Annotated in this window: 24 protein-coding genes and 1 riboswitch; of the genes, 17 read left to right on the forward strand and 7 right to left on the reverse strand. The window is 52.0% G+C overall.

Features of this window, described 5'->3' with window-relative positions:
• Nucleotides 1-21: 21 nt before the first annotated feature.
• Nucleotides 22-1,176 (reverse strand): methionine aminotransferase, encoded by a 1,155-nt coding sequence (locus BS639_RS11930; protein WP_084983172.1) that lies wholly within the window; start codon nt 1,174-1,176, stop codon nt 22-24.
• A gap of 130 nt (nt 1,177-1,306) precedes the next feature.
• Here BS639_RS11930 and BS639_RS11935 point away from each other — a divergent pair, with 130 nt between their 5' ends.
• Entirely contained in the window at nt 1,307-2,293 is a 987-nt protein-coding gene (locus BS639_RS11935; protein ID WP_084983173.1) for a LysR substrate-binding domain-containing protein, read from the forward strand.
• On the opposite strand, the gene bioA is transcribed toward BS639_RS11935, so the two are convergent.
• Complete coding sequence (gene bioA, locus BS639_RS11940; protein WP_055777474.1) at nt 2,287-3,564, reverse strand: adenosylmethionine--8-amino-7-oxononanoate transaminase; 1,278 nt, start codon at nt 3,562-3,564, stop codon at nt 2,287-2,289. The two genes, BS639_RS11935 and bioA, sit on opposite strands and share 7 nt — an antisense overlap.
• A gap of 124 nt (nt 3,565-3,688) precedes the next feature.
• Here bioA and bioB point away from each other — a divergent pair, with 124 nt between their 5' ends.
• Genes bioB through bioD form a run of 4 tightly spaced genes read left to right on the forward strand, consistent with a single transcriptional unit; the run spans nt 3,689 to nt 7,365 of the window.
• Complete coding sequence (gene bioB, locus BS639_RS11945) at nt 3,689-4,726, forward strand: biotin synthase BioB (protein WP_084983174.1); 1,038 nt, start codon at nt 3,689-3,691, stop codon at nt 4,724-4,726.
• 24 nt (nt 4,727-4,750) lie between these two features.
• On the forward strand, nt 4,751-5,914 hold the full coding sequence (bioF, locus tag BS639_RS11950) for an 8-amino-7-oxononanoate synthase (RefSeq protein WP_084983175.1): 1,164 nt from the start codon (nt 4,751-4,753) through the stop codon (nt 5,912-5,914).
• A complete protein-coding gene (bioC, locus tag BS639_RS11955; protein ID WP_084983176.1) occupies nt 5,886-6,668 on the forward strand; it encodes a malonyl-ACP O-methyltransferase BioC in 783 nt (260 codons plus the stop codon). The genes bioF and bioC overlap by 29 nt, the downstream gene beginning before the upstream one ends.
• Nucleotide 6,669: 1 nt before the next feature.
• Nucleotides 6,670-7,365: a dethiobiotin synthase gene (gene bioD, locus BS639_RS11960; RefSeq protein ID WP_084983177.1), complete on the forward strand. Its 696-nt coding sequence runs from the start codon at nt 6,670-6,672 to the stop codon at nt 7,363-7,365.
• A 21-nt stretch (nt 7,366-7,386) separates the two neighbouring features.
• On the opposite strand, the gene BS639_RS11965 is transcribed toward bioD, so the two are convergent.
• Nucleotides 7,387-8,097 carry an ABC transporter ATP-binding protein gene (locus BS639_RS11965; RefSeq protein WP_084983178.1) on the reverse strand — a complete coding sequence of 237 codons (711 nt, stop codon included), beginning with the start codon at nt 8,095-8,097 and terminating at the stop codon, nt 7,387-7,389.
• A gap of 1,097 nt (nt 8,098-9,194) precedes the next feature.
• Here BS639_RS11965 and uvrB point away from each other — a divergent pair.
• Together uvrB and BS639_RS11975 are read left to right on the forward strand one after the other, a co-directional pair.
• The gene (uvrB, locus tag BS639_RS11970; RefSeq protein ID WP_055777490.1) at nt 9,195-11,201 is read left to right on the forward strand and encodes an excinuclease ABC subunit UvrB; all 2,007 of its coding nucleotides are present in this window, start codon (nt 9,195-9,197) and stop codon (nt 11,199-11,201) included.
• Between the two features lie 124 nt (nt 11,202-11,325).
• Nucleotides 11,326-11,721, forward strand: a complete 396-nt coding sequence (locus BS639_RS11975; RefSeq protein WP_055777492.1) for a VF530 family protein — start codon at nt 11,326-11,328, stop codon at nt 11,719-11,721.
• A 1-nt stretch (nt 11,722) separates the two neighbouring features.
• On the opposite strand, the gene BS639_RS11980 is transcribed toward BS639_RS11975, so the two are convergent.
• A complete protein-coding gene (locus BS639_RS11980; RefSeq protein WP_055777495.1) occupies nt 11,723-12,637 on the reverse strand; it encodes a gluconeogenesis factor YvcK family protein in 915 nt (304 codons plus the stop codon).
• Nucleotides 12,638-12,935: 298 nt separating this feature from the next.
• Nucleotides 12,936-13,101: riboswitch (molybdenum cofactor riboswitch) on the forward strand.
• Here BS639_RS11980 and moaA point away from each other — a divergent pair.
• The 6 genes from moaA to BS639_RS12010 all read left to right on the forward strand — a co-directional run bounded on the left by moaA (nt 13,094) and on the right by BS639_RS12010 (nt 17,291).
• Nucleotides 13,094-14,080: a GTP 3',8-cyclase MoaA gene (gene moaA, locus BS639_RS11985; RefSeq protein WP_055777498.1), complete on the forward strand. Its 987-nt coding sequence runs from the start codon at nt 13,094-13,096 to the stop codon at nt 14,078-14,080. It overlaps the preceding riboswitch by 8 nt.
• A gap of 18 nt (nt 14,081-14,098) precedes the next feature.
• On the forward strand, nt 14,099-14,611 hold the full coding sequence (gene moaB, locus BS639_RS11990) for a molybdenum cofactor biosynthesis protein B (RefSeq protein ID WP_084983179.1): 513 nt from the start codon (nt 14,099-14,101) through the stop codon (nt 14,609-14,611).
• Between the two features lie 9 nt (nt 14,612-14,620).
• A complete protein-coding gene (gene moaC / locus BS639_RS11995) occupies nt 14,621-15,100 on the forward strand; it encodes a cyclic pyranopterin monophosphate synthase MoaC (protein WP_084983180.1) in 480 nt (159 codons plus the stop codon).
• Nucleotides 15,097-15,342 carry a molybdopterin synthase sulfur carrier subunit gene (moaD, locus tag BS639_RS12000; RefSeq protein ID WP_055777506.1) on the forward strand — a complete coding sequence of 82 codons (246 nt, stop codon included), beginning with the start codon at nt 15,097-15,099 and terminating at the stop codon, nt 15,340-15,342. The genes moaC and moaD overlap by 4 nt, the downstream gene beginning before the upstream one ends.
• A 3-nt stretch (nt 15,343-15,345) precedes the next feature.
• A complete protein-coding gene (gene moaE / locus BS639_RS12005) occupies nt 15,346-15,810 on the forward strand; it encodes a molybdopterin synthase catalytic subunit MoaE (RefSeq protein ID WP_084983181.1) in 465 nt (154 codons plus the stop codon).
• A 770-nt stretch (nt 15,811-16,580) separates the two neighbouring features.
• Nucleotides 16,581-17,291, forward strand: coding sequence for a Bax inhibitor-1/YccA family protein (locus BS639_RS12010; RefSeq protein WP_055777513.1), 711 nt, complete (start codon nt 16,581-16,583; stop codon nt 17,289-17,291).
• Nucleotides 17,292-17,361: 70 nt separating this feature from the next.
• Here the strand turns inward: BS639_RS12010 and BS639_RS12015 are convergent, their stop codons facing one another.
• Together BS639_RS12015 and BS639_RS12020 are read right to left on the reverse strand one after the other, a co-directional pair.
• Entirely contained in the window at nt 17,362-18,564 is a 1,203-nt protein-coding gene (locus BS639_RS12015) for a multidrug efflux MFS transporter (RefSeq protein ID WP_084983182.1), read from the reverse strand.
• A 348-nt stretch (nt 18,565-18,912) separates the two neighbouring features.
• Nucleotides 18,913-20,034, reverse strand: coding sequence for a S1 family peptidase (locus tag BS639_RS12020; RefSeq protein WP_084983183.1), 1,122 nt, complete (start codon nt 20,032-20,034; stop codon nt 18,913-18,915).
• Between the two features lie 391 nt (nt 20,035-20,425).
• On the opposite strand from BS639_RS12020, the gene rhlE reads away from it, so the two are divergent.
• Complete coding sequence (rhlE, locus tag BS639_RS12025; protein WP_055777524.1) at nt 20,426-21,823, forward strand: ATP-dependent RNA helicase RhlE; 1,398 nt, start codon at nt 20,426-20,428, stop codon at nt 21,821-21,823.
• Between the two features lie 72 nt (nt 21,824-21,895).
• Here rhlE and BS639_RS12030 read toward each other — a convergent pair whose 3' ends face one another.
• Nucleotides 21,896-22,546, reverse strand: a complete 651-nt coding sequence (locus tag BS639_RS12030) for a helix-turn-helix transcriptional regulator (protein WP_084983184.1) — start codon at nt 22,544-22,546, stop codon at nt 21,896-21,898.
• A 125-nt stretch (nt 22,547-22,671) separates the two neighbouring features.
• Here BS639_RS12030 and BS639_RS12035 point away from each other — a divergent pair, with 125 nt between their 5' ends.
• From BS639_RS12035 to BS639_RS12045, 3 genes are all read left to right on the forward strand, one after another.
• Complete coding sequence (locus BS639_RS12035; protein ID WP_084983185.1) at nt 22,672-24,108, forward strand: MFS transporter; 1,437 nt, start codon at nt 22,672-22,674, stop codon at nt 24,106-24,108.
• Nucleotides 24,109-24,175: 67 nt separating this feature from the next.
• Nucleotides 24,176-25,108, forward strand: coding sequence for a tRNA dihydrouridine(16) synthase DusC (gene dusC / locus BS639_RS12040; RefSeq protein WP_055777531.1), 933 nt, complete (start codon nt 24,176-24,178; stop codon nt 25,106-25,108).
• Between the two features lie 131 nt (nt 25,109-25,239).
• Nucleotides 25,240-26,413 (forward strand): PAAR domain-containing protein (locus tag BS639_RS12045; protein WP_084983186.1); only part of this gene is annotated, 1,174 nt, incomplete at its 3' end.

A 26,413-nucleotide genomic window follows, 5' to 3' on the forward strand; every position in this document is an offset into this window, starting at 1 on the left:
ATGGCTCCAGGGAGGTGTTGTTTAAACGCCACAGAGACGGCGTGCGCCTTCGTAAAGTGTTTCATCGTCTTTTGCAAAGCTTAGGCGAATCAGCCCTGTAGGCTGATTGCTGCTGTAAAATGCCGACAGCGGAATGGTGGCTACCTGATGGTCGCGGATCAGGCTCAGTACAAATTCATCGTCGCTGAGCGGGCTGAAATGACTGAATCTGGCGAGCATAAAGAAGCTGCCTCGGCTTGGCATAATTTCAAAGCGTGAACCTTGCAGTGCGGTAGCCAGTAAATCACGTTTTTGCTGATAAAAATCGGCTAAACCTAAATAACTTTGCGGATTGGCTAACGCGTCGGCAAAGGCGTGCTGCATCGGTGTATCGGCGGAGAAAACCATAAACTGATGCACCTTGCGGATTTCATCCATCAGGGCTTCTGGGGCCAAGCAGTAACCCACGCGCCAGCCGGTAACGTGATAGGTTTTACCAAACGATGAAACGATCACGCTGCGCTCGGCCAGCTCTGGGTGGCAGGCCATGCTCTCATGGCGTTCACCGTCGAACACGACGTGCTCATAAACCTCATCGGATAAAATGACGATATCGGTGTGGCGGGTCAGTGCGGTCAGTCGGTCAATATCGTGTTGAGTAAAAATTGCGCCGGTCGGGTTGTGCGGGCTGTTGATAATAATCATGCGCGTGCGGCTGTTTATCGCACTGGCCACTTCGTCCCAGTCGATGCTGAAGTCTTCCAGCGACAGGTTTATCGCCACCGGTTTTGCGCCCTGTAGGCGGACAATGGGCGAATAACTGTCGAAAGCCGGTTCAAAATAAATCACTTCATCGCCCGGATGCACTAGGGCGCTGATGGCGGAATAGAGTCCTTCACTGGCGCTGGCAATCACGGTGACTTCGCTGTCGGCGTCGTAGCGACAGCCGTACAGGGCTTCAACCTTTTCTGACAGAGCACGACGCAGCGCCGCCACGCCGCTCATTGGCGCGTATTGGTTTTGACCCGCACGCATTGATTTGGCAACAGCGTCCACCAGCGCCGGTTGACATGAAAAGTTCGGCGCGCCCTGAGATAAATTCAGTGCGTTATGTTCGGCGCTCAACTGGCCAATAACGGTAAAAATCGTGGTGCCGACGTCGGGTAACTTCGACTGCGGGGACATGGCGCTTTTCATGCGAACTCCTGCGTAGCGTGGTGAAGAGGCGTATCATTGATTATCGATTAAGCAACAGTTTCACTGTGCCGACAATAGAAAGTTTGTCATACTTGCCATGATCTGACGTCATAGCTGGAGCCGTAATGTAATGAACTCATACGCTGATTTCTCGCCCCTTTCTGTGGCTAATTCCGCCCCAAATTTGCCATCACTGAATGTGTTGAAGACCTTTTCCGTGGTGGCACAAACCCTAAACTTGACCCGCGCGGCCGAACTTTTGCACATTACACAGGGCGCAGTAAGCCGTCAGATAACCGGCCTTGAGGCCAGCTTGGGGTATCCGCTGTTTGTTCGTCAGGCGAGGGGATTGACTCTGACGCCGCGCGGCGCGCAGCTTTTGCCGCCGATTGTGCAGGCGTTGGCGCAAATGAGCGAGGCATTGCAGCGGGTGGCGAGTCATCCCGATACGCTGCGCATCAAATGTCCAACCTGCTCAATGCGCTGGCTGCTGCCCAGAGTGATTCAACTGCAAAATGATCGACCGGATATGCAAATCGAGCTGACCGCTTCAATGGCGCACGGGGTTGATTTTAGCAGTGAACATTTTGATGCGGCGGTGGTGTTTGGCAGGCCGACTGACACCTCGGCGCAGTCGTTGCATTTGTTTGATGAAGTGCTGACCCCAGTTTGTGTGCCGGGACTTTTACCGCAACCTTTGCCAGAGGTGCAGGTATCCGATCTTGAACAGCAAACACTGCTGCACCCGACGCGTGACCGGCGTGATTGGCTGCTGTGGCTTAAATCGGCGGGGGAGCAGGGGCTGCCATCGAGTAAGTCACAGCATTTTGACACCCTCGACTTAGCCATTAACTCGGCGCTACAGGGTTATGGCGTGGCGATTGGCGACCTGACGTTGATTGAGGACGATTTGCGCGCTCATCGGGTGATTGCGCCTTTTACTCTTTGTGTCGCCAGCGGGGCTGCGTATCAACTGCTCTATCCCGACAATCCGAGTCCCGCGCTGCGGGTGGCGATTGATTTTCTGAATCAGGAAGCACAGCGCAGTAGAGAAAGGCTCGATACGCTGCTGGCGGCTTCCCGCCAGCTAGTCCATGTCGGCGGAAAATCTCAATAAAGGGCCGATAGCGCGCTGGCGATTCCCTGAGTTAACTGGGTAAGTTGTGCGGGACTTATAATGTACGGCGGCATCAGATAAATCAGTTTTCCAAACGGCCGTATCCACACACCTTGAGCCACAAAATGCTGTTGGAGTCTGGCCATATCGACCGGTTGGCACATTTCTACCACGCCAATTGCGCCGAGAACGCGCACCTCCGCCACTGCCGGATGTTCAAGCAGCGGCAGCAGCTCCCATTTTAGTTGCTGTTCAATGTTGGCAACCTGCTGCTGCCAGCGGTTCTCGGCCAGTAATGACAGGCTGGCACTGGCGACCGCGCAGGCCAAAGGATTGCCCATAAACGTGGGGCCATGCATAAAGCAGCCCGCCTCGCCGTTGCTGATGATGTTGGCCACCTCGCGGGTGGTCAAGGTGGCCGAAAGCGTCATATATCCGCCGGTCAGCGCCTTGCCGAGACAGAGAATATCTGGCGCAATTTCGGCGTGATCGCAGGCAAAAAGTTTGCCGGTACGGCCAAAACCGGTGGCGATTTCATCAGCAATCAGCAGCACGCCTGTTTCATCACACAGCCTGCGCACCTGCCGCAGGTATTCGGGGTGATACATGCGCATGCCGCCGGCCCCTTGAACCACCGGCTCGAGAATAACGGCTGCTATTTCAGCGCGGTGCTCGGCCAGGAGCGCCGCAAACGGCGCAATGTCCTCGGCGTTCCAAAACTCATCAAAACCACACTGCGGAGCGGCGGCAAAAAGATGCTCGGGCAAATAGCCCTGATACAGACTGTGCATTGAGTTCTGCGGGTCACAGACCGACATCGCCCCAAAGGTGTCACCATGATAACCGTGGCGCAGCGTCAGTAATTTTTGGCGCTTTTCGCCCCGCGCCTGCCAATACTGCATCGCCATTTTTATCGCCACTTCCACCGCCACCGAACCCGAATCGGCCAAAAATACACACTCCAACCCCGAGGGGGTCATTTCGACCAGCTGACGTGAGAGTGCGATAGCAGAAGGATGGGTAATGCCGCCAAACATCACGTGTGACATCTTGCCAATTTGCGCAATCGCCGCTTGATTCAACCGCGGATGATTGTAGCCGTGAATAGCCGCCCACCAGGATGACATGCCGTCCACCAGTTGACGCCCATCGGCCAGGTGCAGCATAACGCCGTCGGCAGAATCGACTGCGTACGTAGGGAGCGGGTGAGTCATGGAGGTGTAAGGGTGCCAGATGTGGCGTTGATCAAATTCGAGGTCGGCCGGAGTCATGAAAATTCCTTGCGGATGCGTTGGCTGAAAAATGTTGTAAACCAAAAATAAAATATTACGTTGACCGTAAACTAAAATAAATCAAAAATGGTTTACGGTATATCATTACTTTTGGAGATGTCTTATGACAGCCCGCACCCTTTGGACTTATGAGCAAACGAAAGCGCTATTCGAAAAACCTTTTCTGGAACTGATGTTTGAAGCCCAGCAGCTGCATCGTCAACATTTTGATCCGCGTCAGGTTCAGGTCAGCACGCTGCTGTCGATTAAAACCGGTGCTTGTCCTGAGGACTGTAAATACTGTCCGCAGAGCTCGCGCTATAAAACCGGTCTCGAGTCAGAAAAACTGATGGAGGTGGCGCAGGTGCTGGAATCGGCTCGTCAGGCTAAAGCGGCAGGCTCCACCCGATTCTGCATGGGGGCGGCGTGGAAAAATCCTCACGAGCGCGACATGCCGTATCTTGAAAAAATGGTGCAGGGCGTGAAAGAGTTGGGTATGGAAACCTGCATGACACTGGGCACGCTCAACACCACGCAGGCGCAGCGTTTGGCCACCGCAGGTTTGGATTTTTATAATCATAATCTCGACACCTCACCCGAGTTTTACGGCAGCATTATTACCACCCGCAGCTATCAGGAAAGGCTCGATACGCTGCAAGAGGTACGCGGCGCGGGCATCAAAGTGTGCTCTGGTGGCATTATTGGGCTGGGTGAAACGGTTAAAGACCGCGCCGGTTTGCTGATGCAGCTAGCCAACCTGCCGGTGCCGCCTGAAAGTGTGCCGATCAACATGCTGGTCAAGGTGAAGGGCACGCCGCTGGCCGATAATGACGACGTCGATCCGTTTGATTTCATTCGCACTATTGCCGTCGCACGCATCATGATGCCGCGCTCCTATGTACGCCTCTCTGCGGGTCGCGAGCAAATGAGTGAGCAAACGCAGGCCATGTGCTTTATGGCCGGTGCCAACTCTATTTTCTACGGCTGCAAATTGCTGACTACGCCAAATCCTGCCGAAGACAAGGACCTGATTCTGTTTGGCAAGCTCGGGCTTAACCCGCAGAATTTTGCCACCGACATGGGTGATGAAGAGCAGCAGCAGGCGCTGAGTGCACAATTGATGCACGCCGACAGTGAGCAATTTTATAATGCTGCGGTATAAAACGAGCGCGGCGGTGTAACCGACATGTCATGGAATGCACGCATTGAAATCGCGTTAGACCAACGCCGGCAGGCCAGCGCTTTCCGTCGACGCCAGCCCAATGCCGGTGGCAACGGCCGCTGGTTGGCACATGACGGACGCCGTTATCTGAACTTTTCGGGTAACGATTATCTCGGGCTTTCGCAGCATGCCGACCTGATTGCTGCCTGGCAGCAGGGAGCTGCACGATTTGGTGTGGGCAGCGGCGGTTCAGGCCATGTCACCGGATTTTCAGCCACGCATCAGCAGTTTGAAGCCCAACTGGCCGAGTGGCAGGGTTATCGGCGCGCGCTGCTGTTTATTTCTGGCTTTGCCGCCAATCAGGCACTGTTGGCCGCCATGTTGCAGGCGGAAGACAGAATTTTGGCCGATAAACTCAGCCATGCTTCGCTGCTGGAAGCGGCGGTACACTCACCGGCTCAGCTGCGGCGATTTGCGCATAATAATCCTGAATCGTTACGTCGCTTGCTGAATACACCGACTCAGGGTGAAACGCTGGTTGTCACCGAGGGCGTGTTCAGCATGGACGGAGACGCCGCGCCCTTGGCAGCGCTTCACCGTTTAACGCGCGAACATGGCGGTTGGCTGATGGTTGACGATGCGCACGGTGTCGGTGTTGTGGGCGAAAAGGGCCGTGGCAGCTGTTGGCAACAAGGCATCAGGCCAGAGCTGCTGGTGCTGACCTTTGGTAAAGCGTTCGGCTGCAGCGGTGCCGCCGTACTGTGTGACGAGGCCACCGCAGATTATCTGCTACAGTTCGCCCGCCATCTGATTTACAGCACCGCTATGCCCGCTGCACAGGTCTGTGCACTGCAAGCTTCGCTGACATGTATTCAGCAAGCTGATGACCTGCGTGATAAACTGGCGGCTAACGTTGCCCGTTTTAGGGCGGGCGCCGGGCAGATGGGATTGAGACTGACGACGTCATCGGGCGCGATTCAGCCGCTGATCGTCGGCGATAATCAGTCGGCGTTGACGTTGGCGCAGCGGTTGCGCGAGCAGGGTCTGTGGGTGAGCGCCATTCGTCCTCCAACGGTTCCTCCAGGCAGTGCGCGCCTGCGTTTGACGATTACGGCTGCCCATCAGCCTGAAGATATTGATATTTTGCTGGAGACCCTGAATGGGTGCAGTCACCGAATTAGTGAATAAAAAAGCGGTCGCCGATGCGTTCAGTCGTGCGGCCCACAGTTATGAAGGCGCCGCCGAACTGCAGCGTCAAACCGGCGAAACGCTGATGGCGCTAGCCGATGCGCAGGGTGCGACGCTTGGCAGACAGGTTCTGGATGCGGGATGTGGTACCGGCTATTTTAGTCGCCGCTGGCGTGATAAAGGTAAAAATGTGACCGCGCTGGACCTCTCCGAGGGTATGTTGCAACGCGCACGTGAACTGCATTCGGCCGACCAGTATCTGCCGGGTGACATCGAACGTTTGCCGCTTGGCGATAACTCAGTCGACTTAAGCTTTAGTAACCTAGCGGTACAGTGGTGCAATGCGCTGCCACGCGCTTTGCAGGAATTGGTGCGCGTGACCCGACCGGGCGGCATTGTGCTGTTTTCTACGCTGGCCGAAGGTTCGCTGCTGGAGCTGTCGCAGGCTTGGATGAGAGTCGATGGCCGGCCTCATGTTAACAAGTTTTTGACACCTGATAAAATTGCCGAAGCCTGCACGCCGTTCACTCATCACGTTGAGTTCAGTCAACACACTGCACTGTTTCCGGACGTGATGAGCCTGCTGCGTTCACTGAAAGGCATTGGCGCTACGCATATTAAAGGCGGTCGTTTGGGCGGGCTCGGCGGTCGCGAGCGTTTGGCGAGCCTGGATAAAAACTATGTTCGACAGGACGGTCAACTGCCGCTGACATACCGTCTGGTGTACGGACTTATCCACTGTGAAGAAGAGTAAAATGCACCTAGTCAGGTCCCAAAAGCGCTGGTTCATCACCGGCACCGACACCGAAGTTGGCAAAACCGTAGCAACCTGTGCCTTTTTGCAGGCTGCTGCGACAGCAGGATTAACCGCAGCCGGATACAAACCGGTGGCCTCAGGCAGTGAAATCACCGAGCACGGACCGCGCAACAGTGATGCGCTGGCTTTGCAGGCCAACAGCTCAGTGCCGCTAACCTATGCGCAGGTCAACCCATGCACCTTTATTGAGCCAACGTCACCGCACATCGTCAGCGAGCTGGAAGGGCGGCCTATCGACCTGAAGACGTTATCACAGGGACTGCGCGGGCTTGAACCCTTGGCCGATTGGGTGGTGGTTGAAGGGGCGGGGGGATGGTTTACGCCGTTAAATGCCCGGCAAACTTTTGCTGACTGGGTCGTTGAAGAGCAACTGCCGGTGATTTTAGTGGTAGGAATGCGTTTGGGCTGCATCAATCATGCGGTATTGACCGCGCAGGCCGTTTTGCAAAGTGGACTCAGGCTGGCAGGATGGATTGCTAATGACGTTGAGGAGACGGGGAAGCATCATCAGGCTTATCTCGCAACGTTAAAACGTATGCTGCCTGCGCCATTATTAGGCGAGATCCCGTATCTTCAAAATCATCAGTTTAGCGACCATGGCCGTTTCCTGGCGCTCGACTGCCTTCTTTCGTAAGGATGTGACGGTCTCTGGCTGTTAAACCGTAAGATAGGTTTTCACCAGATTGTCATCCAGCTCGGCCAGTGTGCCCTGTGCGACGTTGCGACCGCCGTCCAGCAGGCAGAAACGGTCGGCCACGCTGCGAATAAACGGCAGTTTATGCCCGACCAGCAGCAGCGTTAGCCCGAGGTCACGGTTGAGGCGATGGATGATGTTGCCCATATTGGCTTCCATGGCTTCGCTGGTGTGCTCCGTTGGTTCATCAAGAATCAGCAGCTCAGGCTCCTGCACCAGCGCACGGCTGATAGCCAGCTGCTGCTGCTTGCTTTCGTCCAGCTCACCGGCTTTGAGCGACCCCATTTCTTTCAGTGATGGAAACAGGTCATAAACCTGCGACGGTACGCGGCGAGTCTTGTTTCGTCCGGCCATCATGGCAATCTGCAAGTTTTCATCGACGCTCATCTGCGAGAAAATCTGACGCCCCTGCGGCACGTAGCCGATCCCCATCTGGGCGCGGGTTTCCACCGGCAGCATCAGCAGATTCTGCGGCTCATGATTGGCAGACTGCCAGATCATGGACCCACTTTTTACCGGCAAATGGCCCATAATGCAGTTGATCAGCGTTGTTTTACCTACGCCGTTACGGCCGATAAGACTGTTGCACTGACCACGATACAGCTCGAGATTGATATCCCACAGAGTATGATTTTGACCATAGTATTGGTTAATCGCTTTTACACTTAGCATCAGTTGTTCCTCACTTATTCGGCTTTCCGTTGAACACATCATTGACGACCCCTGTCATATTTCTGACATTTTTATGATGCCGTTAGTCTGTTAATACAGGATTAAATTCCGTTTAAGTCTCGCATTTAAACAGCATTAACAAGTGATAAACGGCTATCCCGCAGTGGTAAACGGCTAAAACTGACGTTTGTTTGCCTTAAAAGCATTCACTGTTGCTAAAAAAAGAGAGAATTAGTTTGTTTCGTGTGACTCGCAGATAATCTGTAAAGGTAACCTGTTGAACTAATGTTGCAACTCTTGGGCCAAGTCTAAAAAGATAACTCTTAAAGAGTAGGGATTGAGGCTGCGTGAGGCCGCGACAGGACCTAAATGCTCTAATGCATAACTTAATTTAATGTTTAAGCAGGAGAGGTAAGATCAACGTGCACTTTGCCAGTGCTGAGAACGGAAATTTTGGTGCAAGTCTGAAAGGGTGAGGAGCAGAAAAGTCCCGCTCGGATGCACATATCGATTTTGCAATCTAAAAGAACGACATTTTCTAGGTTAAATCCGAATAAATATAGAAATAAAAGTGTAAAAAAATAACTAAAAAAACGTCAAAAGAGGCGCTTTGGTGAAAATGTCCATTTTTGTCAACGCACAGCCTGAGCGGCGTGCTGAGACTTATCCACCATTCCTGTGGATAACCTTGTGCATGAGCGACCTAAAAGTTGCTGCGTGCGAGTCTAGACGCGGGTTGAGCTTAGTTTGTCCGCATTCTCGACTTTTTAAAGGAATCATTATTTATCAACACGTTAATTAAAATCAATAGCACGCTTGGTACGTTGTCAAGATTGTGTAAATATTCATCAGGTCCACGTTGAAAAGTTAATTCGTGACAGAATCTGGGGATAAATGTCATTTGATGGGGAAAATTCTTGCCCACAAATGCCCTAAAAAGAGCAGTCTGCACCCTCGGCGATAAAATCACCGCTTGAAGCTGTGTTTATATCCAGTATTATATATAGCAAAGTATCGTTGAGTTTGACAAGACGGAAGAGTCTTCCATACTGATCCTCCTCACCGGTCTCGCACGTTCTCATCTCAGGTAGCCCGCAATGAGCAAAGTTTTTAAACTACATTCCGATTTCAAACCTTCGGGCGATCAGCCTGAGGCTATTCGTCGCCTGGAAGAAGGGCTGGAAAACGGTCTGGCGCATCAGACATTGCTTGGTGTAACCGGTTCGGGCAAAACCTTTACCGTTGCCAACGTGATTGCCGATCTAAACCGCCCGACGATGGTGCTGGCGCCAAATAAAACGCTGGCCGCGCAGCTCTATGGCGAAATGAAAGAATTCTTTCCCGAGAATGCGGTTGAATATTTTGTCTCTTATTACGACTACTACCAGCCCGAAGCCTATGTGCCTAGCTCCGACACCTTTATCGAAAAAGATGCCTCGGTAAATGAACATATTGAGCAGATGCGTCTTTCCGCCACCAAGGCTTTGCTTGAGCGTAAAGACGTGATCGTGGTGGCGTCAGTGTCTGCTATCTACGGTCTGGGTGATCCTGACCTGTATCTTAAAATGATGCTGCACTTGACCAAGGGCATGATCATTGACCAACGCGCCATCCTTCGCCGACTGGCTGAATTACAATACGCGCGTAACGATCAGGCGTTTCAGCGCAGTACTTTCCGCGTGCGTGGTGAGGTAATCGACGTCTTCCCGGCCGAGTCTGACGACCTGGCGCTCCGTATTGAGCTGTTTGACCAGGAAGTGGAAAGGCTTTCGCTGTTCGATCCTTTAACCGGCCAAATTTCCACCGAAGTGCCGCGCTTCACCATCTACCCAAAAACGCACTACGTCACCCCGCGTGAGCGTATCGTGCAGGCGATGGAAGAGATCAAAGTTGAACTGGCCGATCGTCGCAAAAACCTGCTGGCCAATAATAAACTGCTGGAAGAGCAGCGGATCAGTCAGCGTACCCAGTTTGACCTAGAGATGATGAACGAGCTGGGCTACTGCTCGGGGATCGAAAACTATTCACGCTATCTCTCCGGGCGCGGCGAAGGCATGCCACCGCCGACGTTATTTGACTATTTACCCGCCGACGGCCTGCTGATTGTTGATGAATCGCATGTCACCATTCCGCAAATCGGCGGTATGTACAAAGGTGACCGTTCGCGTAAAGAAACGCTGGTTGAGTACGGTTTCCGACTGCCTTCGGCGCTGGATAACCGGCCAATGCGCTTTGAAGAATTTGAAGCTTCGGCGCCGCAGAGCATTTACGTTTCTGCTACGCCGGGCAATTACGAGCTTGAAAAGTCCGGCGGCGATATTGTTGAACAAGTTGTACGTCCGACCGGCCTGCTCGATCCGCTGATTGAAGTGCGTCCGGTGGGGACGCAGGTTGATGACCTGCTTTCAGAGATCCGCAAACGTGTTGCGGTCAACGAACGTGTGCTGGTGACTACGCTGACCAAGCGCATGGCGGAAGACCTCACCGAATACCTCACCGAGCACGGCGAGAAGGTGCGCTATCTGCACTCCGATATCGACACTGTAGAGCGCGTTGAAATCATTCGTGACCTGCGTCTGGGCGAGTTTGACGTGCTGGTCGGTATCAACCTGCTGCGAGAAGGCCTCGACATGCCTGAGGTCTCGCTGGTGGCGATTCTTGACGCTGATAAAGAGGGCTTCCTGCGTTCGGAACGTTCACTTATTCAGACCATTGGTCGTGCGGCGCGAAATCTCAACGGAAAAGCGATTCTGTACGGCGACAAAATTACCAAATCGATGGCAAGGGCAATAGAAGAAACCGAGCGCCGTCGTGCCAAGCAGGAAGCTTATAATCTGGAAAGAGGCATCACACCGCAGGGCCTGAACAAGAAAATCGGCGATATACTGCAACTGGGTCAGCCGAAGTTCAAAAAGAACAAAGAGATGCGCGAAGCACAGGCGGCCGCAACCTTCAAAACGCTTACGCCAAAAGCGTTGGAGCAGCGTATTCGCGAGCTGGAGGCCAAAATGTATCAGCACGCGCAGAATCTGGAGTTCGAAGATGCAGCCAATACGCGTGATGAGCTGCACGCTCTCAGAGACCAATTTATCGCGTTGTCTTAAATACCCCTCACTTTCACGCTGTGGGGGCGTTGGATGTCCTCGTTCAGCGCGAAATCTATAGGGTATTGCATTGCTGCCAGAAGTGATAAACTTCGCGCCCTGACTTTATCTGTGGCCGCTGCTCATGACCGACATTAAACCAAAAGATCCCCTCCACGGCGTCACGCTGGAAAAACTACTCACCGTTTTGGTGGAAAATTTTGGCTGGCTGACGTTGGCGGGGCAGGTGAACATCAACTGCTTCAAGAGTGATCCGAGCATCAAGTCCAGCCTCAAGTTTTTAAGGCGCACGCCGTGGGCGCGCACCGAAGTCGAGACGCTGTATCTTGATTTTGTCGAAGGATTATTAAAGCCGGATATGAGCCGCAAAGGCAAACGGCGCTCCGGACCTGATGCTGCCAATGTGGCTACGTCAGGCAAGGATGTGGCAGGCAAGAAGGTTAGCACCGCTAAGCCGGCCGCCGACAGCCCGTGGAATAATCATCCCATGCTGAAGAAAAACGACGCTGAAAAGGGCTGATTTAGACTTTTCCCATCTTCTGTAGCGCCTCCTCAAGTGCCAGCCTTAGCAGTTCTCTGTCGTGACGATAGGGGACGTCCTGTGCCTCTAGTGGACCCTGTATAATCAAGCGGTTGGCCGCTTCACCCAAATGAACGGCAGGCCCCACGATGGCTGCACTGATAGCCGAACGGCCAATCTGCTTTTCAATCATGTTGAGTTTGTCTTGCAGAGTCAGCGAGGCGGCGGCTACGCTAAGTTCTTTGCCGAGGTTGCTGATGTACACAATGTGGGCGCGGCTGCGGCGCAACGCGGTCGCCAAATCTTTGAGCAGCAGCAGCGGCATCAGGCTGGTGAAAAAGCTGCCAGGTCCAATAACAATCAAATCCGCTTCGGCGATGGCCTCTAATGCTTCCCGCGTGGTGCCAACCTCAGGTTCGAGCATCAATTGCTGCGGTATTTTGAGCATTTGATCGACATTCACTTCGCCGTGAATCAAATTGCCGTAATGATCGATAGCCGCCAGATCGACCGGATCTTCCGACATCGGGATCAGCTCGGCATCAACCTTCAACAGACTGCGTACCAGATTCATTGCCTCAAGCGGACGCACGCTGAGGCTGTCTAGCGCGCGCAGAATAAGATTGCCCAGATTATGTCCGTCAAGCTCGCCGCTGCCGCTAAAGCGATATTCAAACATCGCCGAGGCCACGCTAGGCTCGGTGATCAGCTGATTAAGACAGTTGCGCATATCTCCCCAGGCGATGCCGCCTACCGATCGACGAATTCGCCCCGTAGATCCGCCGTTATCGGTTGTGGTGACAATGCCGGTCAGGCGCGAGCCCAGCGACGAAAGTGACGACATTACGCGCCCCAGTCCGTGACCGCCGCCCAGTGCTACCACTCTATCCAAGTCACTTAACGTCCTGTTTCGCATAATTCCCCTTCGTCCAGCATTGACACTCCTCTGCCTCTCTACGCGTAAACGGCGGTGAGTTTAGCGGTATCGACAGCATAAAATTTTCTGAAACAATTTTACCCAATTTTCCATTAACTTGTTATCTTTCGTACTTATCAGAGAGTTTGCAAATGCGCTTGATTTAATAGGTATTTTTATTTTAGCCAAGAAAGAAAAACGCTGTATAACCAATTACATAGCGAAGAACATGCTTGGCGTATGCCTTTTTGCGGCGTTACACTATGGCTCAACCGCGTTCTTCTAGACGCTCTTGGTCTGAAGAATTGAACTCCTAGCCTTGGTGCCTAAGTTGTTTGCTCGTTGCGTCGTTTGCGTCGCACATCAATCAATAAGGTGCCCTGGCCGTGACGCTCCGTCACCAGGGTGCAGGGTAGAAATGCCCGCATCTCCCGTATTTGGAAAGGTGTTAACAAGGTGCCACAACTAACTGACGCATTTGCGCGCAAGTTTTATTACTTGCGCCTGTCGATCACTGATGTGTGTAATTTCCGTTGCACGTATTGCCTGCCAGACGGCTATAAACCTCAGGGTCACAACAATAAAAGCTTTCTTTCACTCGACGAAATCCGTCGGGTTAGCCGCGCTTTTGCCAATCTCGGCACTGAAAAAGTTCGTCTTACCGGCGGAGAGCCCTCTCTGCGCCGTGATTTCAGCGAGATAATCGCCGCCGTGCGTGAAAATCCTCAAGTTCGCCATCTGGCGGTAACCACTAACGGTTATCGTTTAGCGCGTGACGTGAGTACCTGGCGCGACGCCGGGCTTACCGCTATCAATGTGAGTGTTGACAGTCTTGACGCACGTCAGTTCCACGCGATCACCGGCCAAGACAAATTTCGTGAAGTGATGAACGGAATTGACGCCGCTTTCGAGGCGGGTTTTGAAAAGGTGAAAGTCAACGCCGTATTGATGCGCGATGTTAACCACGCCAGCCTGCACACCTTTCTAAACTGGATCAAAGATCGGCCAATTCAGCTACGCTTTATCGAACTCATGGAAACGGGCGACGGCGGGGATGTGTTCCGCAAACATCACGTATCCGGTCAGGTAATTCGCGATCAGTTGCTACAGCAAGGCTGGACATTGCAAGGCCGCAGCCGCAGTGACGGTCCGGCTCAGGTATTCAGCCATCCTGACTACGTCGGCGAAATCGGCTTGATCATGCCTTATGAGAAAGATTTTTGCGCCACTTGTAACCGGCTGCGCGTATCGGCTGTCGGTAATCTGCATCTGTGCCTGTTCGGTGAGCAGGGTATTCCTTTGCGTGATCTGCTGGCCGATGACCTGCAGCAGGACGCGCTGATGGAACGCATTCAGGGAGGATTGAGCAGCAAAAAACAGACCCATTTCCTGCATCAGGGCAATACCGGTATCACGCAGAATCTCTCATTTATTGGTGGCTAATCGCCAAAGGGAAAATTTATGAGCAAAGCCAGTAGCGAATTTCAGGCGCTTTCGATAGCTATACTTACCGTTTCCGACAGTCGCACCGAGGCTGACGACAGCTCCGGTGACCACCTCAATGAGGCCGCAACGGAAGCGGGTCACCACGTCGTTGCGCGAGAAATCATAAAAGATAACCTCTATAAGATCCGCGCCGTCGTGTCGCAGTGGATAGCCGACGAGCGAATTGGTGCAGTGATTATCAACGGCGGCACTGGATTTACTGCCGGTGACAACACGCCTGAAGCATTAAAACCGTTGTTTGACCGCGAAATAGAAGGCTTTGGAGAACTGTTCCGCATGCTCTCCTATGAGGACATCGGCACGGCGACTATTCAGTCACGCGCGCTGGCCGGCATGGCGAATCAAACCGTTATTTTTGCCATACCTGGGTCGACCAATGCCTGCACAATGGCTTGGGAGCAGATCATTTCTTCACAGCTTGATGCGCGAAACCGCCCCTGCAACTTTATTCCTCACGTAAGAAAGTAAAACAAAACTATGTCTAGTCTGACGCATATCAATGCCTCCGGTGAGGCCCACATGGTGGACGTTTCCGCTAAAGCAGAAACCGTTCGTGAAGCGCGTGCTGAAGCCTATGTTTCAATGGCTGCCAGCACGCTGGCGATGATTGTTAAAGGCGACCACCATAAAGGTGATGTGTTTGCCACGGCGCGCATTGCCGGTATTCAGGCCGCCAAAAAGACGTGGGATCTGATCCCATTATGTCATCCGCTGTTGCTGACTAAGGTCGAAGTGAAGCTTGAGGCGCAGCCTGAGTTCAACCGTGTGCGAATTGAAAGCCTTTGCCGCCTGAGCGGTAAAACCGGCGTTGAAATGGAAGCGCTAACGGCCGCTTCCGTCGCAGCCCTGACCATTTATGACATGTGTAAAGCGGTGCAGAAAGATATGGTGCTAGGCCCGATTCGCCTGCTGGAGAAAAGGGGTGGAAAATCTGGCGACTTCAAGGTGGAATCATGATTGAGGTTTTGTTTTTCGCTCAGGTTCGTGAGCTAGTAGGCACAGGTAGTCTTCAGTTATCAGCAGAATTCGACAACGTTGAGGCATTGCGCCAGGCATTATGCCAGCGCGGTGATCGTTGGGCGCTGGCGCTTGAATCGGGCAAACTGCTGGTGGCGGTGAACCAGACGTTGGTCGATGCGACTCACATCATCAAAGACGGTGACGAAGTGGCTTTTTTTCCGCCGGTTACCGGAGGTTGAATCATGCAAGCAACGCGTATTGTGGTCAATACCGCGCCTTTTAGCGTCGGTGACGAATATCAATGGTTGGCGCAGTCCGACGCCGACGGTGCGGTAGTAACGTTTACCGGTAAGGTACGAAATCACAATCTCGGCGACAACGTCAGTGCCCTGACGCTGGAGCACTATCCCGGCATGACCGAAAAGGCGCTCGCCGACATTGTTGACGAAGCCCGTCAACGCTGGCCGCTGCAGCGAGTGAGTGTTTATCACCGTATCGGCGCGCTGTTTCCCGGTGATGAAATCGTCTTCGTTGGCGTCACCAGCGCCCATCGCGGCATGGCTTTCGACGCCACAGAATTCATCATGGACTACCTGAAAACTCGCGCCCCTTTCTGGAAACGCGAGGCCACAGAGCAGGGCGACCGCTGGGTGGAGTCCCGAGATACGGATCAGGCTGCCGCAAAGCGCTGGTCCTCTTTGTCCTAGGCACTGTCGCAGCGTTGGCTGCGTTCGTGCGCCCGAATCACTGACTAATGTCAGCTCATCGGGACTGACTCTCTTGCCGCCTTGCTACATCACCTATGACGTCGAGGAGCTGGTGGGTCCAGGCACTGTCGCGGCGTTGGCTGCGTTCGTGCGCCCGAATCACTGACTTGTGTCAGCTCATCGGGACTGACTCTCTTGCCGCCTTGCTACATCACCTATGACGTCGAGGAGCTGATGGGTCCAGGCACTGTCGCGGCATTGGCTGCGTTCGTGCGCCCGAATCACTGACTAATGTCAGCTCATCGGGACTGACTCTCTTGCCGCCTTACTACATCACCTATGACGTTGAGGAGCTAATGGGGCCAGGCACTGTCGCGGCATTGGCTGCGTTCGTGCGCCCGAATCACTGACTAATGTCAGCTCATCGGGACTGACTCTCTTGCCGCCTTGCTACATCACCTATGACGTTGAGGAGCTAATGGGGCCAGGCACTGTCGCGGCGTTGGCTGCGTTCGTGCGCCCGAATCACTGACTTGTGTCAGCTCATCGGGACTGACTCTCTTGCCGCCTTACTACATCACCTATGACGTCGAGGAGCTGATGGGTCCTAGGCACTGTCGCGGCGTTGGCTGCGACAGTGCGCTTTTGTAAACCAATTGTTTACTGGTCACCGGTGTAACGCGCAGCGATGGATTTTTATGATAGGCTTAGATTACCGGTAGGCTGCAATCTCAGCCTTGTTTTTGTCCTCCATGTAAGAGGTAAGCATCATGGATCGATATCCACGCACTAATGGTTCCATCGTTGAACGCGCCAACAGCGGTATTCAAGCCTATATGGCACAGGTTTATGGCTGGATGACCTGTGGTCTGCTGCTGACCGCTTTCGTCGCTTGGTATGCCTCGCGCTCACCACAGATCCTCGGATTTATTTTCTCAAGCCAGATAACCTTTTTCGGTTTGATTATTCTCCAGCTCGCGCTGGTATTCGTTATCTCAGGCATGGTTAATCGTCTTAGTGGCACCGTTGCCACCGGGCTATTTATGCTTTACTCGGCCCTGACCGGACTGACGATTTCGAGTATTTTTATCGTTTATACCGGTTCATCGATTGCCGCTACCTTCTTGGTTGCAGGCGGGATGTTTGGTGCAATGAGCGTGTTTGGTTACACCACTAAACGCGATCTAAGCCGCATGGGCAGCCTGCTGTTCATGGCGCTGATTGGCATTGTGTTAGCATCGGTGGTCAATATCTGGTTGAAAAGCTCGGCCTTGATGTGGGCGGTGACTTACATCGGCGTAGTGGTGTTTGTTGGCCTGACGGCGTACGACACCCAGAAGCTGAAAAACATGGGTGAGCAGTTGTCTGTAAACGACAAAGACAACTTCCGTAAGTACTCCATCGTCGGTGCGTTAACGTTGTACCTTGATTTCATCAACCTGTTCCTGATGCTGCTACGTATTTTCGGTAACAGAAGATAAGCAGTAAAAAGACTAAAAAGGGAGCGGCGAGTAAAATCTCACGGCTCCCTTTTTTATTGATTACCCTTAATTATTTAACCCGCACGCCGGTCGGAATCTTTCTAAAACTCCACCAAATCTGTGCCGCATTCATCAATACCAAGATTGCAGTCACTAAAAATACCCAGCGGAAACCCAGTGCGGCGGAGACGCCGGAACCAATCAGTGGACCTGCAACGTTGCCTAAATACATAAACGACTGGTTATAGCCAAAGATGCGTCCGGTGACCTGTTCGCTGCTGTATTTAACCAGCAATGCCTGCACCGCAGGCATTAATGCACCGTCGCCGAATCCCAGTAAAAAGCGCAAGATGCCTAATTGAACCGGCGTGCTGATAGTGGCCATCAAACAGAACAGCACGAAGCAAAATACGAGCGCGACGATAAGCACCCGATGTGCGCCAATGCGGTCACCGAGCTTGCCCAGCTTGGGCGCTGCGAGCAGTGCAGAAACGCCCGGCACTGCCGCAATCACGCCGCTGATAAAGGCAATATTATGGGTGTTGTCTGAAAGGTTGCGAATAAACAGAGTGAGGATTGGGCTGATAGAACCGTTTGCCAACTGAATCATCATGGTGGTGACAAACAGACTGATAATCAGCATCGGATACGGCAGCGTCGTAAATACCGCTTTGCCACTGAGGCGATTGGCTTTGGTAACCGGCACTACGCGCTCTTTAATCAGGAAAAATGTTATCAGGAAACTGATGAACAGCAGGCCGCCGGTGACATAAAAGACAGTGCGCAGGCCAAGCGTATCGGCCATAAATCCGCCGAGCAGCGGGCCGATAATGACCCCGGCTACCTGACCGGTTGAGAGCGTGCCCAAGGCCCAGCCGCTTTTCTCGCGTGGAACCTGTGATGCAACCAGCGCCATCGCGTTGGGAATGTAACCCGATGTCAGCCCCATCAGTGTTCTAAGAATAAACAGCTGCCAGACGTTTTGCGCGAAGCCTTGCAGCACCATGACAATGGCCATGCCAAGAGCGGCGCGCAGCAGCATCAGTTTGCGCCCCTTGCGGTCGGCCAGACTTCCCCAAAGTGGAGCCACGCACGCTGAAACCAGAAACGTGCCGCTAAACACGACGCCAGACCAGATGCTTAGCGCTTCGTGGTCATGAACGCCAAGTTGCTCAACGTACAGCGGTAGAAAGGGCAGTATTTCACTCATCGCCAGACCGGTAAAGAAACAGCCTAGCCAGACGGAGATTAAATTAAGTTTCCACGTTTCCATTTTATTACGGCGTTGCCTTATGAATGAAATAGTTAACCTCTGTAATCATAGCAAGCTAAAGTTTTATAAGAATGACAAAAAGTGGTAACACGTTAAGCATGGATTAATTAACGACGCTATAGCAAGCTTAGGCAATTTGGCGGCACAAAGTATCGTTTTTAGGTTAAGTTGGGGATATAAATTGCCACTTTGTTTAAGGTGGGTTTTGCTTGAAGGTTATTAAAACATGAGGTGTTTGGGCTATCAGGAATAGGATGATGATTTTGGTAGGGGCTTATTAGTCGCATTGGCCAAAATCAGGGCGAGTGGCGTTGGTGGTAGGTTTTTGCACCAACGCCCTGTGGTGCTTTATTTAACCGCTTTCAACTCTTTGACTGTGATAGTTTCACGGCCTTGCGGATCGGTAACGGTCAGCTGAATTTTTACTTTAAAATTTTTGCTGGCGGGTTCGATGAGGCGAACGCGGGTTGAAACTCCTTGATTGTGCGATATTTGAACCTTCTTGATATTCGTTAGAACTTTCCACTTATAGTTAAATTCCTGCGGCGAAATCCCTTCTGGAGAAGAGGAGCTTGCACCACTGAGTGATAACCAAGAGATTGGGGCAATTTGCTCAGAGGTTGTGCTTATTTTGGCAACCGGTGCTTTGTCTGCCTGACCCTCGGCTGCGATAGTTTTTTTAATCCAATCAGCATGAGCCGACACTTTTGTTACTTGTCCCACCTGCCATAAACTGCGTGACACTAAGCCCGAGACAATATAATCACCCTGGCTGTTTAAAAACATCCATGGGCCGCCAGAGTCACCTTTACCTGTGGTTCCTTGCGAAACATCATCCGGGTTGCCGATGCATAAATTGTTGGCCGGATTAAAGTTGGTATCTGGATAACCTTCTGGTTTATCTATGCAGAATTTTTTAGCAAAAATAGCCCCCTGTGTTTTCATCAGTTTGGTAGAGGTAATGGAGTTGTGGGTTGCACCGAAGCCAATCGCGGTTAGGGGAGTACCGACGGGAAGCTTGATGTTGTCATCGATGCCATTAAATTTGCCAAAACTGTTCGTTTTAGCGCTGTGAGCGAGCTTAACTAAAGCGATATCATTTTGACCCGCGTGGTCATAATCAGGATGAATAACGACTTTTTCAAACTCGGCACTTTCTTTGAAAATGGATTTAGGCCAGTACTGCTCTAAACCGATCAGTGCTTCATACTTATCCGCATCCATTTTATTTACGCAATGCGCTGCCGTAAGGAACCACTCTTTATTCACCATTACGCCGCCACATGTGTGGCTATTGGGTGATATCTCAGCATCGCCATTGGTAATGATCGCGACATAAGCAGGAAACTCACCGGGAGCAGCTTCTTCGCCGTTAAGAATTTTTGTATCAATATTTCCAGCTATAGCTGAGGAAGCAGAGCTTAATAAAGCCAGACTGATAGCAGCTCCCAAAAAATGTCTTATTTTCATTTAAATTCCTTTTTACCCGTTTGAATTGCAATGTAACTTCTAGTTACACATTGACATATTTTTTTTCGGAATGGCCTTGATCTGAATAAGACATCTCTTTTAATAAAGGGGAATGTTCTCAAGGGGTTGAGAAGATAGAAATAAGAGGGGGGATTTTGTGTCTCTCTGTCTCTCCAATCATTGAGAGTTTGTCCGGCATACACGCACTCATTTACAGCTTGAATCATATAAATGCGCGTGTTGCTGTGATATCTGTTAGAATATCCACAACTGGCGCACTGCAGTTTGTGCCGAATCCTCGTGGTAATGCCTCATTTGCCTCGTCTGATCATCCATTCTTGAAACTGCACCGAACCTGTTCGGGTTAGAGTGGACTGGAGTTTTTCCCTATATGTCATTTGATTCTCTCGGCCTGAGTGCCGACATTCTGCGTGCTGTTGAAGAGCAGGGCTATAACACACCTACGCCTATACAGCAGCAGGCAATACCTGTTGTGCTGCAGGGCCGTGATTTGATGGCCAGCGCTCAAACCGGTACGGGTAAGACCGCCGGTTTTACCCTGCCTGTTTTGCAATTGCTCCTCAACACCAGCGTTCCGATTCAAGGACGTCGTCCGGTTCGTGCTCTGATCCTCACGCCAACCCGCGAATTGGCGGCTCAGATCGGTGAAAACGTCACGGCTTACAGCAAGCACTTAAGCCTGCGTTCGCTGGTGGTTTTTGGTGGCGTGAGCATTAATCCACAAATGATGAAACTGCGCGGCGGCGTCGATATTCTGGTGGCAACGCCGGGTCGATTGCTGGATCTGGAACATCAGAGAGCCGTTGATTTATCACAAGTACAAATTTTGGTTCTGGACGAAGCCGACCGCATGCTGGATATGGGCTTTATTCACGACATCCGTCGTGTATTGGCCAAGCTGCCTGCCAAACGTCAGAACCTGTTGTTCTCTGCGACCTTCTCTGATGAAATCAAAGGGCTAGCGAGCAAATTGCTGACCAACCCTGCTTCTGTTGAAGTGGCGCGTCGTAATACCGCCTCTACCCAAATCGAACAAAGCGTTCACTTCGTTGACAAACGTCGTAAAAGAGAACTGCTTTCGCAGATGATTGGTACCGGTAACTGGCAGCAGGTGTTGGTCTTCACCCGCACCAAGCACGGCGCCAACCATTTGGCCGAGCTGCTTAATAAAGACGGCATTACTGCCGCGGCTATTCACGGCAACAAAAGCCAGGGCGCGCGTACTCGTGCATTGGCCGACTTTAAAGCCGGCGGAATTCGGGTGCTGGTCGCCACTGACATCGCCGCGCGCGGTCTGGACATCGACCAACTGCCGCACGTTGTAAACTATGAGCTGCCAAACGTACCTGAAGATTACGTGCACCGTATCGGTCGTACCGGTCGTGCAGAATCTACCGGTGAAGCGATTTCACTGGTGTGCGTAGACGAACACAAACTGCTGCGCGACATTGAGCGTTTGCTCAAGCGCGAGATCCCACGCATTGCGTTGCCTGGCTATGAGCCAGACCCGTCAATCAAAGCTGAGCCGATCGTTAATGGTCGTCAGGGCAGCGGTGGCGGCGGTCGCGGTGCACCACGCCAGGGCGGCGGCGGACAACGTTCTGGCGCACCACGTCAGGGCGGCAATGGCCAACGCAGTGGTAATGGCGGCAATGGCGGTAATGGGTCTGGCGAAAGCCGTCCATCACGTCCACGTCAGGGCGGGGCTGCTCACGCAGGTCAACGTCGTACAGGCGCAGCCGGTGGCCGCAGGTCTTCAGGCGAGTAATAACGCCTCGTCTCGCGGAATCATATCTATCAAGCCCTCTGTCTCAGAGGGCTTTTTTTTGCCTTTCATCAGCTATAACCAGATGCGATAAGCACAGCGCCGAGCACCCTGCAGAATATGCTCAGTGCGTTCTACGTGAGCGTCCAGCGTTTTACTAAACACTTCGCGTTCTGCCCGACAAAAGCCCTGACAGGTGGACGCCGCCGCGCAAATTGGGCAGTGATTTTCAACCAGTAAATAGCTGTCATCCTCCTGCTTCTCCCAATCGGCCATATAGCCTTCACGGGTGCGGATTGCCGCCAGGCGACTCAGCCTCTCTTCCAGCGAATCTGCGCCCTGCATAGCAATTTGGTAGTGTTGCAGCGTCTCGGTTTCGCGGGTAGTGATAAGCTTATCCAGCGCGTCTTCACCCAGCGATGAGCGGATCATTCTCAGTAATTGCACGGTTAAATCAGCATGACTGTCAGGGAAGCGCGCGTGGCCTTCTGCCGTCAGCAACCAATATTGGGCTGGTCTGCCGACGCCCTGGGTAATGGCTTTACTTTCAACCAATCCCTCTTTGGCCAATTTAACAAACTGCTGGCGCATGGCTTCGCCAGTGGTGCCCAGAATTTTTCCCGCGTCGCTGGCCTGCAACTCACCGCGAGTTTTCAGCAGCATCAGCAACCGTTCGGCAACGCTTTGTTTAGCGCCTTGTGAATTTTCCAAGTCTTTACTTGACATATTGTGACGTCGGGTCCTAGATTATGGCAGGAATTATTATTCCAAGAAAAAACTTGTTTTAATGTAAACCAATCACGGCGGGAGTTCAATCCCGTTGTGTCGGATCAATAAATGGGATGCCAGTAATGTCAGAGAATCACAGTGGATGGGGCGGTTTGTTTACGGCAGAAAACCGAGGTAGCGCAATTACTCTGAGCGGAGGCGTAGCGCTGTATGCGACCAACAGCTATATCGTGATCACGATTTTGCCATCGGTGGTGCAGGATATCGGCGGCATGGCCTGGTATGCCTGGAATACCACGCTGTTTGTGGTCAGCGCCATTATGGGATCGGCCCTCTCGGCTCGTCTGCTCAGCAAATGCGGGCCGCGCAAAGCCTATTTGTCCGCTACCGCCATTTTTATGCTCGGCGCTGCTATCTGCACTGTGGCTCCTTCGATGCCCGTTTTACTGTTAGGCAGGGCGGTGCAAGGGTTAGGAGGTGGATTTCTGTTTGCACTCTCCTATGCGATGATCAATCTGGTATTCAGTGAAGCGCTGTGGCCGCGAGCGATGGCGCTGATTTCGGCGATGTGGGGGGTAGCCACGCTGGTGGGGCCGGCGGTTGGTGGCGTATTCGCCGAGCTTCACGCCTGGCGCTATGCTTTTGGCCTGCTGCTGCCGATCACGATGCTGTTTGCACTGATGGTGTGGAAAAGCCTTCCCGCCAGACAGGAGAAGGCGCCGCTAGCCGAACCCTTACCGCGTTTGCAATTGGTATTATTGGCCAGCGCGGTGTTAGCCATTTCTGCGGGCAGCCTGTCAGAGCAGGGTTGGGTCAATATCTTGGGCATCGTATTGGCCTCGTTGCTTATTCTCTGGTTACGAAAAAGAGAGTTTACCTCACAGATAAGGCTGTTACCGCGTAATGCGCTTTCTTTGTCTTCTCCACTCAGTGCGCTGTTTTTAACGATGGCACTATTGATGATTGGTATGGGATGCGAAATTTATGTGCCTTATTTCCTGCAACACTTACACGGGCAATCCCCGTTATTGGCGGGATACATTACCGCCGCCGCCGCTGCCGGGTGGACGCTAAGTGAGATGTGGAGTGCCGCCTGGACCGGAAAACGTGCCAGCGCCGCCATTAAGGCCGGACCGCTGTTGATGCTGTTTAGCCTACTGTGCCTGCTGGTTTCAATGCCGGTAGTGTTGGGCGAGGCGTGGTTACATATGGGCGGCATCGTGCTGGGATTGCTGGTATTAGGATTTGCCACGGGTCTTGGCTGGCCACATTTATTAACTCGCGTATTGCAGCAGGCCGATCCGGAAGATAAAGAAAAGGCCGGCGCTTCAATTAGCGTGGTGCAGTCGTTTGCGGCGGCAATGGGGACGGCACTGGCGGGCACGGTTGCCAACTTGTCGGGCATCAATGCAACCGGCGGCCCAGAAAGAGCCAGTCACGCTGCATTCTGGTTGTTTATGGTGTTTTTACTCGCGCCACTCATGGCCATTATCAGTTCGCGCAGGGCAACGCGCTCAAAATCGGTCAGGCAACCGGCAGAAAGCCTGAACTATAAGTAAGTCGCCCATTGCCTTGGCGAGCCGTTCGCCCGTATTATTGCGCGTCATTTTTAAGGGTTGAACGGCTATGCGAGTATTACTGGCTCCGATGGAAGGCGTACTGGATCCTCTGGTGCGCGAACTTCTCAGCGAAGTGAACGATTACGACCTCTGTATCACCGAATTCTTGCGCGTGGTCGATCTACTGCTGCCGGTAAAATCGTTTTATCGCCTCTGTCCTGAACTGTATAACCACAGTCGTACTCCTTCAGGAACGCGAGTGAGAGTGCAACTGCTGGGCCAGTACCCTCAGTGGTTAGCCGAGAATGCGGCACGTGCGGTCGAACTGGGGTCTTATGGTGTGGATCTTAACTGTGGTTGTCCTTCAAAAACGGTGAACGGCAGCGGTGGCGGTGCGACGTTGTTAAAAGATCCCGAGCTGATTTATCTCGGCGCAAAGGCCATGCGCGAGGCCGTACCGGCAGATTTACCGGTCACGGTAAAAATTCGCCTGGGCTGGGACTCGCTGGCGCAAACGCTGGAAATCGCCGATGCGGTGCAGCAGGCCGGTGCCACGGAACTGACCGTGCATGGACGCACCAAAGAGGACGGTTACAAGGCCGACCGTATCAACTGGCAGGCAATCAGTGAAATTCGCCAGCGCTTGCGTATACCGGTGATTGCTAACGGTGAAATCTGGGATTACGCCAGTGCGCAGCAGTGCATGCAGGTGACGGGGTGTGACTCTGTCATGATAGGACGCGGCGCGCTTAATGTGCCTAACCTCAGCCGCGTGGTGAAATATAATGATCCGAAAATGCCGTGGCCGCAGGTGATTGAACTGCTAAAAAAATACACCTACTTGGAAAAACAGGGTGACACCGGTTTATATCACGTGGCGCGTATCAAGCAGTGGCTAGGTTATTTACGCAAGGAGTATCAGGAGGCCACTGACGTATTTATGCAGGTCCGGATGCTGAATACTTCCAAAGATATTGCCCTGGCAATACAGGCGTTATAAATAAGACCACTTTCGGGTGGTTTTTTATTTTATTAAACTTTAGTCTTTCTCAATATATTGAATGAGTAAGCCGTATTGTATCACTGTCTGTTAATGTGTCGATTCCACCTCATAAACATAGAGAAAGAATAATGACACGGCGTCTCGCTAAGTTGGGTGATAAAACCACCCACGGACAGATTAATAGTGCATCTTCTACTATTTTTGATCAACAAAAAGCGCTGGTGCTTTCGGGCGATAAGGCATGGTGTGGAAGATGCAAAGATTCATATGAAATAATAGGTACCTATACCGGCTGGTTTGAGGATGTAATGTTGGTAGGCGAAGGTGATTATGTTTCATGTCGTTGTACTGATAATCAGGTTTATGCCTCCTCGGACTATTTTGGCGAAAGTGACAACACGGCACCAAGTCTTCCTTATTCAATGGCTGAACCAGAGGTGCTCCACTATGCACAAGCACATAAGCCTACAAAATTGCTTTTTCCCGTTTTAAACGATACACCCTTAGAACCATTATTATTACCGGCCAGAATCTATGAAACTATAAATAAAATGGATGATTACGCTGCTGACGATATGCATTATGGTGATTTAACCGAAGCGGCGTTGAAGATTCGCTATGGACTCACCAACGTATCGGTGAATATTGATCCTTTCAACGGAATCAAAAAAACACACCGCTTTGCAGGCGATGTCGATCCGCGGGTAGAAGTGATCAGTCTTGAGCAGAGCGCCGCCGAGCTTTTTGACCAGTTTCGTGATTTATCCGATGCCTATTCTTGGCAAGGGGAGTATCAGGGGCTGATACGTAAAATGATTACGCATATGCAGCATGGCGAAGGCGCGCCTTTTCAGGATCCTTTGCTGGATAAGGCGATGAAGGAGAGAATACTTAACGATAAATCGGCTGAGAGTTCTTTGCTGAGGATAAAAAAAATACTGGCAGCGAGTATTGATTATGAAAATGGCTACTTCCCATTAAAATATAAGAACGTATTTCAGCATGAAATTAATGAGAGAACTATATTGCCAAAATTTGATAAGTATACAGATCGCATCAATGGTTTAGGCATTAGCGTGCATGACACGTGGGCAACACATATTACTCTTTCTTCGCTTCAAATTGAAGGTGATAATTTTAGTGCAGAAGTGCATTTCCATATTCAGGACCACTTTGGACTTGATGATAAGGATGTGCTACATCCAGCTTATAGACAGTTCAGAATATTCAGAATTTGGTTTGCTCTTCAACGTTGGGAAAATTTTTATTTTAAACCATTTATTACTGATATAAATATTGCTG

It is taken from the genome of Rouxiella silvae (genome assembly GCF_002093625.1).
In the GTDB taxonomy this organism is placed as follows: domain Bacteria; phylum Pseudomonadota; class Gammaproteobacteria; order Enterobacterales; family Enterobacteriaceae; genus Rouxiella; species Rouxiella silvae.